Source organism: Streptomyces sp. NRRL S-118 (assembly GCF_000716335.1).
Classification (GTDB): domain Bacteria; phylum Actinomycetota; class Actinomycetes; order Streptomycetales; family Streptomycetaceae; genus Streptomyces.
Genome location: NZ_KL591002.1, coordinates 503072 through 515670, shown reverse-complemented (window position 1 = coordinate 515670; position 12599 = coordinate 503072). Strand labels below are relative to the sequence as shown.

The window sequence follows — 12599 nt, the reverse complement described above, 5'->3', positions numbered from 1 at the left end:
CGGAAATCGGGAAATGGATTCGGAAAGGACAGGGTCGGTGAAGGAAGAAGCGAAGCGGTCGTCGGCGGGAACCGTCGAAGCGGCGAAGGAGGCGGTGGCGGAATTGCGTGCGGCGCTGGAAAGGGTGGGAATCAAGCTTCCGTCCCTGCGGTTGGACCTCGTCACCTGCGCCGCGCAGCCGCCGCGGCCGCTGGCCGAGCTGGGACGTTGCACGGTGGAGACGGCGCGCCGCCCGGCGGCCGTCCTGCCGGGGGAAGGGAGCCGGTGATGAACCTGCCGGTCGGGTCGTACGTGGTGGAGATCAGCAGCGGGCGCGTGGGGCGCGTCATGGGGCACGTGGGCCCGTACCTCCAGCTGAGACCCTTCGGGGGCGGGCGTGAGTGGGAGTGCCCGCCGGAGGGGGTGCGTCCGGCGACGGACTCGGAGCGGCTCAGCGCGGCGACGGCGTACGCGAACGCGCGCAGCCGCGGTGAGGTGCCGTGACGCTCCGTGCCCCGTCCGCGCCGCCCGCCCGGTCCGGCTCGCCCGTCCGGTCCGGCTCGCCGGGCCCTTCGCGCCCGTCGGGGGACCATGCGGTCCGTACCCGCCGCGTACGGGAGAATGGCCCCATGACCCTGTTCCGCGACGACGGCATCGTGCTGCGCACCCAGAAGCTCGGCGAGGCGGATCGCATCATCACGATCCTGACCCGCGGGCACGGGCGCGTGCGGGCCGTCGCCCGGGGGGTGCGGCGCACGAAGTCGAAGTTCGGGGCGCGGCTGGAGCCGTTCTCGCACGTGGACGTGCAGTTCTTCGCGCGGGGGAGCGAGCTCGTCGGGCGCGGGCTGCCGCTGTGCACGCAGAGCGAGACCATCGCCCCCTACGGCAGCGGGATCGTCAGCGACTACGCGCGCTACACGGCGGGCACGGCCATGCTGGAGACCGCCGAGCGGTTCACCGATCATGAGGGCGAGCCCGCGGTGCAGCAGTACCTGCTCCTCATCGGCGCGCTGCGGACGCTCTCGCGCGGTGAGCACGCGCCGAACCTGATCCTCGACGCGTTCCTGCTGCGGTCCCTCGCGGTCAACGGCTACGCGCCCTCGTTCGAGGACTGCGCACGGTGCGGAATGCCCGGGCCGAACCGGTTCTTCTCGGTCGGGGCGGGCGGGGTGATATGCGGTGACTGCCGGGTGCCCGGCAGCGTCGTACCCTCTGCGGAGGCCGTGGGCCTGCTGAGCGCGCTGCTGACCGGGGACTGGGAGACCGCGGACGCGTGCGAGCCGCGCCACGTCCGGGAGGGGAGCGGACTGGTGTCCGCGTATCTCCACTGGCACCTGGAGCGGGGGCTGCGCTCCCTCCGGTACGTGGAGAAGTGACGACGAGGAAGTAGGAGATGGAGCGCATGGCACGACGCGGATTCCTGGGCCGGCCCCGCCGCGACTACAAGGGCCCCGAGCCGCACCCGTCGGGCGCGCGCCCGCCGAAGATCCCCGGCGAACTGGTGCCCAAGCACGTGGCGATCGTCATGGACGGCAACGGCCGCTGGGCCAAGGACCGCGGCCTGCCGCGCACCGAGGGCCACAAGGTCGGCGCCGAGCGCGTGCTGGACGTGCTCCAGGGCGCCGTCGAGATGGGCGTCGGGTCGATCTCCCTGTACGCCTTCTCCACCGAGAACTGGAAGCGCTCGCCGGACGAGGTCCGCTTCCTGATGAACTTCAACCGGGACTTCATCCGCAAGACCCGCGACCAGCTCGACGAGCTCGGTATCCGGGTGCGCTGGGTGGGCCGTATGCCCAAGCTGTGGAAGTCGGTGGCCAAGGAGCTCCAGATCGCCCAGGAGCAGACCAAGGACAACGACCGGCTGACGCTGTACTTCTGCATGAACTACGGCGGGCGGGCCGAGCTCGCGGACGCGATGCAGAAGATCGCGGAGGACGTGAAGGCGGGGAAGCTCGACCCGTCGAAGGTCAGCGAGAAGACGATCCAGAAGTACCTGTACTACCCGGACATGCCGGACGTGGACCTCTTCCTGCGGCCCAGCGGTGAGCAGCGGACCTCCAACTACCTGCTGTGGCAGAGCGCCTACGCCGAGATGGTCTTCCAGGACGTGCTCTGGCCCGACTTCGACCGCCGCGACCTGTGGCGGGCGTGTCTGGAGTTCGCCCAGCGCGACCGCCGCTTCGGCGGCGCGATCCCGAACGAGGAACTGCTGGCGATGCAGGGCCGCCCGGAGGGCGCGGAGCCCGCGGTCTGACCCGGCGTCCCGGCGTACCGCCGGCTCCCCGGGGCTCGGTCGGCCTCCGGGGCGCCGCCCGGCCTTCACGCCGACGCGCCCCCTCGCCTCCGTCGCCTGTGGCGAGTGAGGCGAAGGGGCGCGTCGGTACCGAAAGGGACGGGGATCCCCGCCGAAGGCAGGGGGAGCGCGGAGGGTCGCGAAACGAGCGGGAGTCCCCCACCCGGCCCGGCGTGGGGGAGAACGACCGTCGTCACCGACTCAGGCGCCCCGGAGCCGGATCGAGCCTGGAAAGAAGGGCGTGGCCGGCCTCAGGCGCCGCTTTCCAGAGTGGCCGCGCACTCCGTGCAGGTGCCGAAGATCTCCACCGTGTGCGCCACGTTCACGAACCCGTGCTCGGCCGCGATGGCCTCCGCCCACTCCTCGACCGCGGGGCCCTCGACCTCCACCGCCTTTCCGCAGACGCGGCACACCAGGTGGTGGTGGTGCTCGCCCGACGAGCAGCGGCGGTAGACCGCCTCGCCGTCGCTGGTGCGCAGTACGTCGACCTCACCCGCGTCGGCGAGCGACTGCAGGGTGCGGTAGACCGTGGTCAGGCCCACCGAATCGCCGCGGTGCTTGAGCATGTCGTGCAGCTCCTGCGCGCTGCGGAACTCGTCCACCTCGTTCAGCGCCGCCGACACGGCCGCTCGCTGCCGCGTCGACCGGCCGCGCACGCCGGTAGGTCCAGCCGTCGCCACAGGTGCCTCCTTAGCCTCGGCCCGCTCGAAAGTCCGTCGGGCCATTCTGCCAGGCCGCCCGGCGGGACCCGGCAGACCGTGCTCAGCCCTTCGTCACTTCGGCGTCCTGCGCCGGGGCGACCTCCAGGTCGCAGCTCTCCGGTGCCCGCCGTTCCGCCGCCCGCGCCCGGCGCCGGGCCAGCGGGGTGGCCAGGGCCGTCAGCACGATGAACACCGCGATCGCCATCAGCACGATCGTCGCGCCCGGCGGCACGTCGTTGTAGTACGTCGTGACCGTGCCCGCCAGGGTCACCCCGGTACCGATCAGCACCGCCACGGCGAACGTCGCCCGGAAACTCCGCGTGAGCTGCTGCGCCGCGGCCACCGGGACCACCATCAGCGCACTGACCAGGAGCAGCCCGACCACCCGCATGGCGACCGTCACGGTCACGGCCGCGGTCACCGCGATCAGCAGGTTCAGCGTGCGCACCGGCAGGCCGGTGACCCGCGCGAACTCCTCGTCCTGGCTGATCGCGAACAGCTGGCGCCGCAGCCCCAGCGACACCAGCACGACGAACGCCGCCAGCACGCAGATCGCGACGACGTCCTCGTCCGAGACCGTCGACAGGGAGCCGAAGAGGTACGAGACCAGGTTGGCGTTCGAGCCGGTGGGGGAGAGGTTGATCAGCATGACGCCGCCGGCCATGCCGCCGTAGAACAGCAGCGCCAGCGCGATGTCGCCGCGCGTGCGCCCGTACGTACGGATCAGCTCCATCGCGACGGCGCCGGCGACCGACACGACGGTCGCCATCCACACCGGATTGGCCGACATCAGGAAACCGAGGCCGACGCCGGTCATGGCGACGTGGCCGATGCCGTCGCCCATCAGGGCCTGCCGGCGCTGCACCAGATGGATGCCGACGGCGGGCGCGGTGATGCCGACCAGGACGGCCGCGAGCAGCGCCCGCTGCATGAAGGGGTCGTGCAGGATGTCCATGGTCAGGTCAGCAGTCCCGTGCGGAGCGGCTCGTCGGCCGCGTGCGGATGTACGTGGTCGTGGCCGGGCAGGGCGTGCTGGCCCACGGCCTCGGGCGGCGGCCCGTCGTGGACGACGCAGCCGTCCCGCAGGACGACCGCGCGGTCGATCAGCGGCTCCAGCGGGCCCAGCTCGTGCAGCACCAGCAGGACGGTCGCCCCGGCCCCGACCTGCTCGCGCAGCGTCGAGGCGAGGATCTCCTGGCTGGCCAGGTCGACGCCCGCCATCGGCTCGTCCATGATCAGCAACTCGGGCTGGGAGGCGAGCGCCCGGGCTATCAGCACGCGCTGGTGCTGGCCGCCGGACAGGGCGCTCACCGAGTCCCTGGCGCGGTCGGCGAGCCCGACGAGCTCGATGGCGCGCTCCACGGCCGCCTTGTCCGCCCTGGAGGGCCACCTCAGCTTCGTACGCGACAGGCGTCCGGAGGAGACCACCTCGCGGACGGTGGCCGGCACGCCGCTGGCGGCGGTGGTGCGCTGCGGCACGTAGCCGACCCGGGCCCACTCGCGGAAGCGCCGGAGCTCCGTGCCGAAGAGGGACACGGACCCGCCGGTGAGCGGGACCTGGCCGATCACCGAGCGGACGGCGGTCGACTTGCCGGATCCGTTGGCGCCGAGCAGGGCGACGACCTCACCGCGGTGCACGGTGAGGTCGACGCCCCGCAGCACAGGACGGGAGCCGAGCGTGGCGGTGGCCGCGCGGACGGATATGACGGGCTCGCTGCTGCTCACGTCGCTGCCTCCAACATGGGGTGTCACTTGGCGCCGAGGGCCTTCTGCAGCGCGGCGAGGTTGGACTCCATCACCTCGATGTAGCCGGTTCCCCTGGACTTGTCCGTGATGCCCTCCAGCGGGTCGAGGACGTCCGTCCTGAGACCGGCGTCCCCGGCGAGGGTCCTGGCGGTCTTGTCGCTGGCGAGCGTCTCGAAGAAGACGGTCGTGACCTTCTCCTTCTTCGCGGTCGCCTGGAGCTCCTTGATCCGGGCGGGGCTCGGCTCGGACTCGGGGTCCACGCCGGAGATGCCCTCCTGGTCCAGCTTGTACCGCTCGGCGAGGTAGCCGAAGGCGGAGTGCGTGGTGATGAAGGTCCGGGTGGTGGTGTTCCTCAGGCCCTGGTCGAACTTCCCGTGGAGGGCGTCGAGCTTCTTCACCAGCTCCGCGGTGTTCTTCCTGTAGTCGGCGGCGTGGTCGGGGTCGGCCTTCTCCAGGGAGGCGCCGACGCCCTTGGCGACCTCGGCGTACTTCACCGGATCCAGCCAGATGTGCGGGTCGCTCCCGGCCTCGTGCTCGTGGCCCTCCTCGTGGCCTTCCTCGTGGCCGCCGGTCGAGGTGGAGTGCTCCTCCAGCGAGGTGAGGCCGGCCGCGTCGACGGTGTTCTTCACGCCCGCCTGCTGGATCGCCTCGTCGACGGCGGGCTGGAGGCCCTTGAGGTAGAGGATGTAGTCGGCCCGGCCGAGCTCGCGGATCTGGCTGGTCTTGAGCTCCAGGTCGTGCGGCTCGACGCCCGGCTTGGTGAGCGTCGTGACGTCGACGTGGTCACCGCCGATCTGCTCGGCCAGGAACTGCATCGGGTAGAAGGACGCCACCACGTCCAGCTTGCCGTCCTCCTTCGACCCCGCGGCGCCGGAGGAGCCGGAGCAGGCGGAGAGCGTGACCGTGCCGAGGGTCACGGTGGCCGCGAGGGCGGTGGTGGATATCAGGCGGCGTCGTACGTTCATGGGATTCATTTTCAACAAAACTGGAAACGATTGTCAACAAAGGTGGTATGTGGCCCCAGCCACCCACCGATTTGATCCCGGGGCCCTGCGCGCCGCTAATCTGAAGCATTCGCCGTTCGTCGTCACCGTAATGAAGAGAGCACCGTGGCCGCCGACAAGATCGACACCATCGTCAGCCTGAGCAAGCGCCGTGGCTTCGTCTACCCCTGCAGCGAGATCTACGGCGGCCAGAAGGCCGCCTGGGACTACGGGCCGCTGGGTGTCGAGCTGAAGGAGAACATCAAGCGCCAGTGGTGGCGTTACATGGTCACCTCGCGCGAGGACGTGGTCGGTCTCGACTCGTCGGTGATCCTGGCCCCCGAGGTCTGGGAGGCCTCCGGCCACGTCGCCACCTTCACGGACCCGCTCACCGAGTGCACCTCCTGCCACAAGCGCTTCCGCGCCGACCACCTGGAGGAGGCGTACGAGGAGAAGCACGGCCGCCTCCCCGAGAACGGCCTCGCCGGCCTCAACTGCCCCAACTGCGGCAACAAGGGCACCTTCACCGAGCCCAAGCAGTTCTCCGGCCTGCTCTCCACGCACCTCGGCCCGACCCAGGACTCCGGCTCCGTCGCCTACCTGCGCCCCGAGACGGCGCAGGGCATCTTCACCAACTTCGGACAGGTGCTGCAGACCTCGCGCAAGAAGCCGCCGTTCGGCATCGCGCAGATGGGCAAGTCCTTCCGGAACGAGATCACTCCGGGCAACTTCATCTTCCGCACCCGCGAGTTCGAGCAGATGGAGATGGAGTTCTTCGTCAAGCCGGGCGAGGACGAGCAGTGGCACGAGTACTGGATGGAGCAGCGCTGGAACTGGTACACGGGCCTGGGTCTCCGTGAGGAGAACATGCGCTGGTACGAGCACCCCAAGGAGAAGCTCTCCCACTACTCCAAGCGCACCGCCGACATCGAGTACCGCTTCCAGTTCGGCGGCAGCGAGTGGGGCGAGCTCGAGGGTGTCGCCAACCGCACCGACTACGACCTGAAGGCCCACTCCAAGGCGTCCGGCAACGACCTCCTCTACTTCGACCAGGAGGCCCAGGAGCGCTGGACGCCGTACGTCATCGAGCCCGCCGCCGGCGTCGGCCGCACCATGCTGGCCTTCCTGCTCGACGCGTACATCGAGGACGAGGCCCCGAACGCCAAGGGCGTCATGGAGAAGCGCACCGTGATGCGCCTCGACCACCGCATCGCGCCGGTCAAGGTCGCCGTGCTGCCGCTCTCCCGCAACGCGCAGCTCTCCCCGAAGGCCAAGGGCCTCGCGGCGGACCTGCGGCAGAACTGGAACATCGACTTCGACGACGCCGGCGCCATCGGCCGCCGCTACCGCCGCCAGGACGAGATCGGCACGCCGTTCTGCGTCACCGTCGACTTCGACACCCTGGACGACAACGCCGTGACCGTGCGTGAGCGCGACACCATGAAGCAGGAGCGCGTCTCCCTGGACCAGATCCAGGGCTACCTCGCGAGCCGCCTCATCGGCTGCTGAGTCCCGCACCGCCGAAGCCCCCGGTTCTCCGAGAGGAGCCGGGGGCTTCGGTGCGCACGGGGACGGGCGCGGGAGCGGGGCAGTGCCCTCTCGCCGGCCGGGGGAGGCCGTTCAGCGGCGCAGGCCGCGCAGCAGCAGGGCGACGACCGCCTCGAAGGCGTCATCGATGCCCGGGTCGCTCCAGTCGGCGGCGTGCACGGGGTCGTGGAACCGGTCCGTGGCGTCGAACACCGCGCGGGCCGTGGTGGTCCAGCCGGTGCCGGGGTCCGCGAACTCGCCCTGCTCGTGGCCGTCCTGGAGGATCCGGGCGAGCTGCCCGACCAGGTGCTCCACATGGCGGGCCACCACGTCACTGGCCTCGCCGATCAGCACCTCGTACGTCGCGAACAGTTCCGGATCGCCGCCCGCCTTGCGGCGCTTGGCCGTGAACAGCGCCGAGAGCCAGTCCGTGAGCCGCCCGGCCGCGGGGCCCGGCCCTTCGGCGAAGGGGGCGAGCTCGGTCACCGTCCGCTCCAGCCAGCGCTCGGTGACCGCCTCGCGCAGCGCCGCCTTGGTGCGGAAGTGGCGGTAGACGCTGCCGTGGCTGACCCCCAGGGCCCGCGCCACGTCGACCACCGTCGCCTTGCCGGGGCCGTAGCGGCGCAGCACCTCCTCGGTGGCTTCGAGGATCCGGTCGGGCGTCAGGGCATCGGTGCTCATGGACAGTGAAGGTACCCCGGCGGGGCCGGGGGGTGTCCCGGGGTCAGCGCTCGCTGTCCAGGTGGGCCATCTGGGCCGCCGGGTAGCGCTCGCCGGCCACCGCGTCCGCCGGGACGGCCTGCTCGACGGCGGCCAGGTCGTCCGCGGTGAGCGGGAGGTCGAGCGCGCCGAGCGCCTCGGCCAGCCGGTCGCGGCGGCGGGCGCCGATCAGCGGGACGATGTCCTCGCCCCGGGCGAGCACCCAGGCGATGGCGGTCTGGGCGACGGTGGCGCCCCGCTGCTCGGCGACCTCGCGCAGCCGGTCCACCAGCTCCAGGTTGCGGTGCAGGTTGTCCCCCTGGAACCGCGGGCTGATGCCGCGGAAGTCGCCGGGCGCGAGCGCGCGGTCGCGGGTGAAGTGGCCGCTGATCAAGCCGCGCGAGAGCACGCCGTACGCGGTGATGCCGATGCCCAGTTCGCGGGCGGCCGGCAGGATCTCGTCCTCGATGCCGCGCGAGACCAGCGAGTACTCGATCTGGAGGTCGGCGATCGGCGCCACGGCGGCGGCCCGGCGCAGCGTGTCGGCGCCGACCTCGGACAGGCCGATGTGCCGCACGTGCCCGGCCTCGACCAGCTCGGCGATGGCGCCGACGGTCTCCTCGACCGGTACGCCGGGGTCCACCCGGGAGAGCCGGTAGACGTCGATGTGGTCGGTGCCGAGACGCTGGAGCGAGTACGCCGCGAAGTTCTTCACCGCGGCGGGCCGGCCGTCGTACCCGGTGAAGCCGCCCTCGACGGTCCGCAGGGCCCCGAACTTCACACTCAGGACTGCCCGCTCGCGGGCCGCGGGGCCCGCGGTGCGCAGCGCCTCGTTGATCAGCAGCTCGTTGTGGCCCATGCCGTAGAAGTCGCCGGTGTCGAGCAGCGTGACGCCGGCGTCGAGGGCGGCGTGGAGGGTGGCGATCGACTCGGTGCGGTCGGTCTCGCCGTACAGGGCGGACATGCCCATGCAGCCGAGGCCCAGGGCCGAGACGCGGGGACCGGTGGTGCCGAGGGGGCGGGAGGGGAGGGTGCGGGAGGTCATGGGTCTCTCCTGGGGCGGGACGGACGGGGGACGCACGACAAGTATGTGATGTCGACTGACAGATTTCAATATCTGTCAGTCGTGACGAGGTGAGAGGTGCGCCGGAAAACCTGATGCGGAACGCCGCCGTGCCGGTTAACGTCGGGGCCATGTGGCTCTTCCAGATCTACGAGTGAGAGTGCGGCGGGTTGCTGCGACGCCCGCCCTCCCCCGTCAGACCATGCGATCGACTCAGCACGATGGGAGAACACCCGTGGCCAAGAGCCGTAACAACCTCCTCGGTGTCGGCGGACAGCGCCGGAAGCTGTCCAAGGGGGACCAGCAGGGTTCCGCCCCCGCCCGCGCCGCCGACCGCAAGGCGGCCGAGGACCAGAAGCAGGAGCTGCTGCGCAGGATGCGCGAGCGGGCCCAGGGTCAGCAGCAGGAGAGCTGACCGCGGCAGGACACCCGTCCGCGCCATGCGGCGCGGGCCCGGCCGACCCGGGACGGCCCGCCTCTCGCGGGACGCCGACCGGCTCCGGTCGGCCGCCCGGACGGTGACCGCGACGGCCGTCCCTTGGAACGGCGCACGGCGATATGTCGCACGGCGCACGGGCAGGGCCCGGATCACCCCCTCGCGGGGCGGTCCGGGCCTTCGCCGTTCCGGCACCCGTACGTACGGGCCCCGGCGCGGGCCGGTGGGTGTGGGCGCGTGCCTCGTCCGGAGGTGGGGCGTTCCGGTGGGCGCGTGCTCGTCGGGCGGTGCCGCGGGCCGGTGGGTGTGGGCGTGTGCGCTCGTCAGGGGTTCTGCGGCCGGTGGGCGGGCGCGCGTGCGCGTCAGTGGGTCGTGCGGGCCGGCGGGCGTGGGTCCTCCTCGAACCGGCGGGCCGTCCGTTCCGCCGTGCCGCGGGCCCAGGCGCCGCTCGTCGCCGCGCCCACCACCAGGACGCTCAGGCCGCAGGCGGCGACGATCCACCAGGCCGGGCGGCTCGCTGCGGCGAAGTCCTCGGTACGGAAGGCCGCCGAGACCCCGTGGGCCAGTACGGCGCCGATGACCGCGACGCCCAGCGTCTGCCCGATCTGCCGGCTGGTGGAGGCGACGGCCGCCGCGACACCGGCCTGCTCCCGGGGCATGCCGGCGACCGCCGTGTTGGTGATCGGCGCGTTCACCATGCCGAAGCCGAGTCCGAAGAACACGTACCCGGTGAAGAGGAGGGGCGTGGAGCTCTCCGCGTCGAAGGCGGCGAACAGCACCCCGCACGCGGTCATCGCCACCCCGGCGATCAGCAGCGACGGGCGAGGGCCGAAGCTGCCGACCAGCCGTCCCGACAGGGGTGCGCAGACGAAGGTCAGCGCCGCCATCGGCAGCGTGTACACCCCGGCCTCCAGGGCGTCCATGCCCCGCACGTCCTGGAGGTAGAGGGTGTTGAGGAACAGGAACCCCGCGAGCGCGGCGAACGCGCACACCGCGATCACCGTGGCTCCGCTGAAGGGCGCGCTGCGGAAGAACCGCAGGTCGATCAGGGGCTCGGGGCGTCTGGGCTCGTACACCAGGAGGGCGAGGAGCGCGAGCGCGGCGAGGGCGGCCACGCGGAGGTCCGATTCGATGATCGCGTACGTGAGCGAGCCGAGCAGCACGATGACCAGCAGCTGTCCTACCGGGTCCACGCGGCGCGGGCGCGGGGCGCGGGACTCGGGGACGTACCGGAGGGTGAGCAGCAGGGCGGCGAGGCCGATCGGGACGTTGAGCCAGAAGATCGCGCGCCAGCCGACCGTGTCGGTGAGGACGCCGCCGACCAGCGGGCCCGCCGCCATGGAGATGCCGACGACACCGCCCCAGACACCGATGGCGCGGGCCCGCGCACGCGGCTCGGTGAAGGTGTTGGTGATGATCGACATGGCGACCGGGTTCAGCATGGAGCCGCCCACGGCCTGCACCATGCGGAAGGCGACGAGGGCGGTCAGGTTCGGGGCGAGGGAGCACAGCACCGAGCCGAGGGTGAAGAGGACCAGTCCGGTGGCGAAGACCTTGCGGCGGCCGATCCGGTCGGCGGTGGAGCCGGCGAGCATGAGGAGCGAGGCCAGGACGAGCGTGTAGGCGTCGATCGTCCACTGCATCCCCGCCACGCCGGCGTCGAGCTCACGGCGTATGGAGGGCAGGGCCACGTTGAGGACGGTGTTGTCCAGGCTGACGATCAGCAAGCTCATGCAGCAGATCGCGAGGATCAGCAGCCGTCGGCGGTGGGTGAGCTCGGCCATGCATTCAAAGTACGCCTAACTAACGACCCTCTCCGGCAGTGGGCGACAATGGGGGGCATGACCGCGTTCAGTCCTCTCGCCATCGGGCCGCACGTCGTGCAGCCGCCGGTGGTGCTCGCCCCCATGGCCGGCATCACCAATGCCCCCTTCCGCACCCTGTGCCGCGAGTTCAGCGGCGGGAAGGGGTTGTTCGTGAGCGAGATGATCACGACGCGGGCGCTGGTCGAGCGCAACGAGAAGACCATGCAGCTGATCCACTTCGACGCCACGGAGAAGCCCCGGTCGATCCAGCTGTACGGGGTCGACCCGGTGACCGTCGGCAAGGCGGTCCGGATGATCGTCGACGAGGACCTCGCGGACCACATCGACCTGAACTTCGGCTGCCCGGTGCCCAAGGTCACGCGCAAGGGCGGCGGGTCCGCCCTCCCGTACAAGCGGCCGCTGCTGCGGGCCATCCTGAACGAGGCCGTGGGCAACGCCGGGGACCTGCCGGTCACCATGAAGATGCGCAAGGGCATCGACGACGACCACATCACGTACCTGGACGCGGGGCGGATCGCGGTCGAGGAGGGCGTCACGGCGATCGCCCTGCACGGGCGCACCGCTGCCCAGCACTACGGCGGGACGGCGGACTGGGACGCCATCGCCCGGCTCAAGGAGCACGTCCCGGAGATCCCGGTCCTGGGCAACGGCGACATCTGGTCCGCGGACGACGCGCTGCGGATGATGCGCGAGACCGGGTGCGACGGCGTCGTGGTCGGCCGCGGCTGCCTGGGGCGCCCGTGGCTCTTCGGCGACCTGGTCGCGGCCTTCGAGGGCGGCGGGGCGCCGGCGACACCCACCCTGCGCGAGGTCGCGGACGTGATGGTGCGGCACGCGCAGCTGCTGGGGGAGTGGATCGGGGACGAGGCGCGGGGCGTCATCGACTTCCGTAAGCACGTCGCCTGGTACCTGAAGGGCTTCGCCGTGGGCTCCGAGATGCGCAAGCGGCTGGCCGTCACGTCGTCGCTGGACGAGCTGCGCGCTCAGTTGAGCGAGCTCGACCTGGACCAGGCCTGGCCGGTGGGTGCGGACGGGCCGCGCGGGCGGACCTCGGGCAACAACCGGGTGGTTCTCCCGGACGGCTGGCTGAAGGATCCGTACGACTGCGCGGCGGTCGTCGGCGCGGAGGCGGAACTGGACACATCCGGCGGCTGACGTGCGACGACGGGCCTCCGGCCGCCCCGGCGGAAGCCCCGCGGAAGGGGTCTCGCCAGCGGGCCGGGACGGTCCGGATGCTGGAATACGGCTGGTTCGGACGGCGTGATTCTCGCCACCCCTGATAGGGGTTGCGCTCATATGAGCGCGCGACGGACGACTGCACTTTTCAAAGGGTGGCACTCAGTGCC

At 71.5% G+C, this 12599-nt stretch carries 14 protein-coding genes; 7 read left to right on the top strand and 7 right to left on the bottom strand.

Features of this window, described 5'->3' with window-relative positions:
- Nucleotides 1–37: 37 nt before the first annotated feature.
- The 4 genes from IH00_RS0105810 (at nt 38) to IH00_RS0105795 (ending at nt 2233) form a co-directional block, all read left to right on the top strand.
- The gene (locus tag IH00_RS0105810) at nt 38–268 is read left to right on the top strand and encodes a hypothetical protein (RefSeq protein WP_031070283.1); all 231 of its coding nucleotides are present in this window, start codon (nt 38–40) and stop codon (nt 266–268) included.
- Nucleotides 268–483 (top strand): hypothetical protein, encoded by a 216-nt coding sequence (locus tag IH00_RS0105805; RefSeq protein WP_031070281.1) that lies wholly within the window; start codon nt 268–270, stop codon nt 481–483. The genes IH00_RS0105810 and IH00_RS0105805 overlap by 1 nt, the downstream gene beginning before the upstream one ends.
- Before the next feature lie 125 nt (nt 484–608).
- Complete coding sequence (gene recO / locus IH00_RS0105800) at nt 609–1355, top strand: DNA repair protein RecO (RefSeq protein WP_031070279.1); 747 nt, start codon at nt 609–611, stop codon at nt 1353–1355.
- A gap of 26 nt (nt 1356–1381) precedes the next feature.
- Nucleotides 1382–2233, top strand: a complete 852-nt coding sequence (locus tag IH00_RS0105795; RefSeq protein ID WP_031070278.1) for an isoprenyl transferase — start codon at nt 1382–1384, stop codon at nt 2231–2233.
- A 290-nt stretch (nt 2234–2523) separates the two neighbouring features.
- Here IH00_RS0105795 and IH00_RS0105790 read toward each other — a convergent pair whose 3' ends face one another.
- The 4 genes from IH00_RS0105790 to IH00_RS0105775 form a co-directional block, all read right to left on the bottom strand.
- A complete protein-coding gene (locus IH00_RS0105790; protein ID WP_031070275.1) occupies nt 2524–2952 on the bottom strand; it encodes a Fur family transcriptional regulator in 429 nt (142 codons plus the stop codon).
- A gap of 82 nt (nt 2953–3034) precedes the next feature.
- Entirely contained in the window at nt 3035–3928 is an 894-nt protein-coding gene (locus IH00_RS0105785; protein ID WP_031070274.1) for a metal ABC transporter permease, read from the bottom strand.
- 2 nt (nt 3929–3930) lie between these two features.
- On the bottom strand, nt 3931–4698 hold the full coding sequence (locus IH00_RS0105780) for a metal ABC transporter ATP-binding protein (protein ID WP_107064405.1): 768 nt from the start codon (nt 4696–4698) through the stop codon (nt 3931–3933).
- Between the two features lie 23 nt (nt 4699–4721).
- Entirely contained in the window at nt 4722–5684 is a 963-nt protein-coding gene (locus tag IH00_RS0105775) for a metal ABC transporter substrate-binding protein (protein WP_031070270.1), read from the bottom strand.
- 144 nt (nt 5685–5828) lie between these two features.
- Between IH00_RS0105775 and IH00_RS0105770 the strand changes: the two genes are divergently transcribed.
- The gene (locus IH00_RS0105770) at nt 5829–7211 is read left to right on the top strand and encodes a glycine--tRNA ligase (RefSeq protein ID WP_031070269.1); all 1383 of its coding nucleotides are present in this window, start codon (nt 5829–5831) and stop codon (nt 7209–7211) included.
- A gap of 111 nt (nt 7212–7322) precedes the next feature.
- Here IH00_RS0105770 and IH00_RS0105765 read toward each other — a convergent pair whose 3' ends face one another.
- Nucleotides 7323–7910, bottom strand: a complete 588-nt coding sequence (locus tag IH00_RS0105765; protein ID WP_031070267.1) for a TetR/AcrR family transcriptional regulator — start codon at nt 7908–7910, stop codon at nt 7323–7325.
- 43 nt (nt 7911–7953) lie between these two features.
- Nucleotides 7954–8973: an aldo/keto reductase gene (locus tag IH00_RS0105760; protein ID WP_031070265.1), complete on the bottom strand. Its 1020-nt coding sequence runs from the start codon at nt 8971–8973 to the stop codon at nt 7954–7956.
- A gap of 253 nt (nt 8974–9226) precedes the next feature.
- Here IH00_RS0105760 and IH00_RS0105755 point away from each other — a divergent pair, with 253 nt between their 5' ends.
- A complete protein-coding gene (locus IH00_RS0105755) occupies nt 9227–9406 on the top strand; it encodes a DUF6243 family protein (RefSeq protein WP_031070263.1) in 180 nt (59 codons plus the stop codon).
- 383 nt (nt 9407–9789) lie between these two features.
- Here the strand turns inward: IH00_RS0105755 and IH00_RS0105750 are convergent, their stop codons facing one another.
- Nucleotides 9790–11211, bottom strand: coding sequence for an MFS transporter (locus IH00_RS0105750; RefSeq protein ID WP_031070260.1), 1422 nt, complete (start codon nt 11209–11211; stop codon nt 9790–9792).
- A gap of 57 nt (nt 11212–11268) precedes the next feature.
- Here IH00_RS0105750 and dusB point away from each other — a divergent pair, with 57 nt between their 5' ends.
- Complete coding sequence (gene dusB, locus IH00_RS0105745; RefSeq protein WP_039946279.1) at nt 11269–12408, top strand: tRNA dihydrouridine synthase DusB; 1140 nt, start codon at nt 11269–11271, stop codon at nt 12406–12408.
- Nucleotides 12409–12599 lie beyond the last annotated feature (191 nt).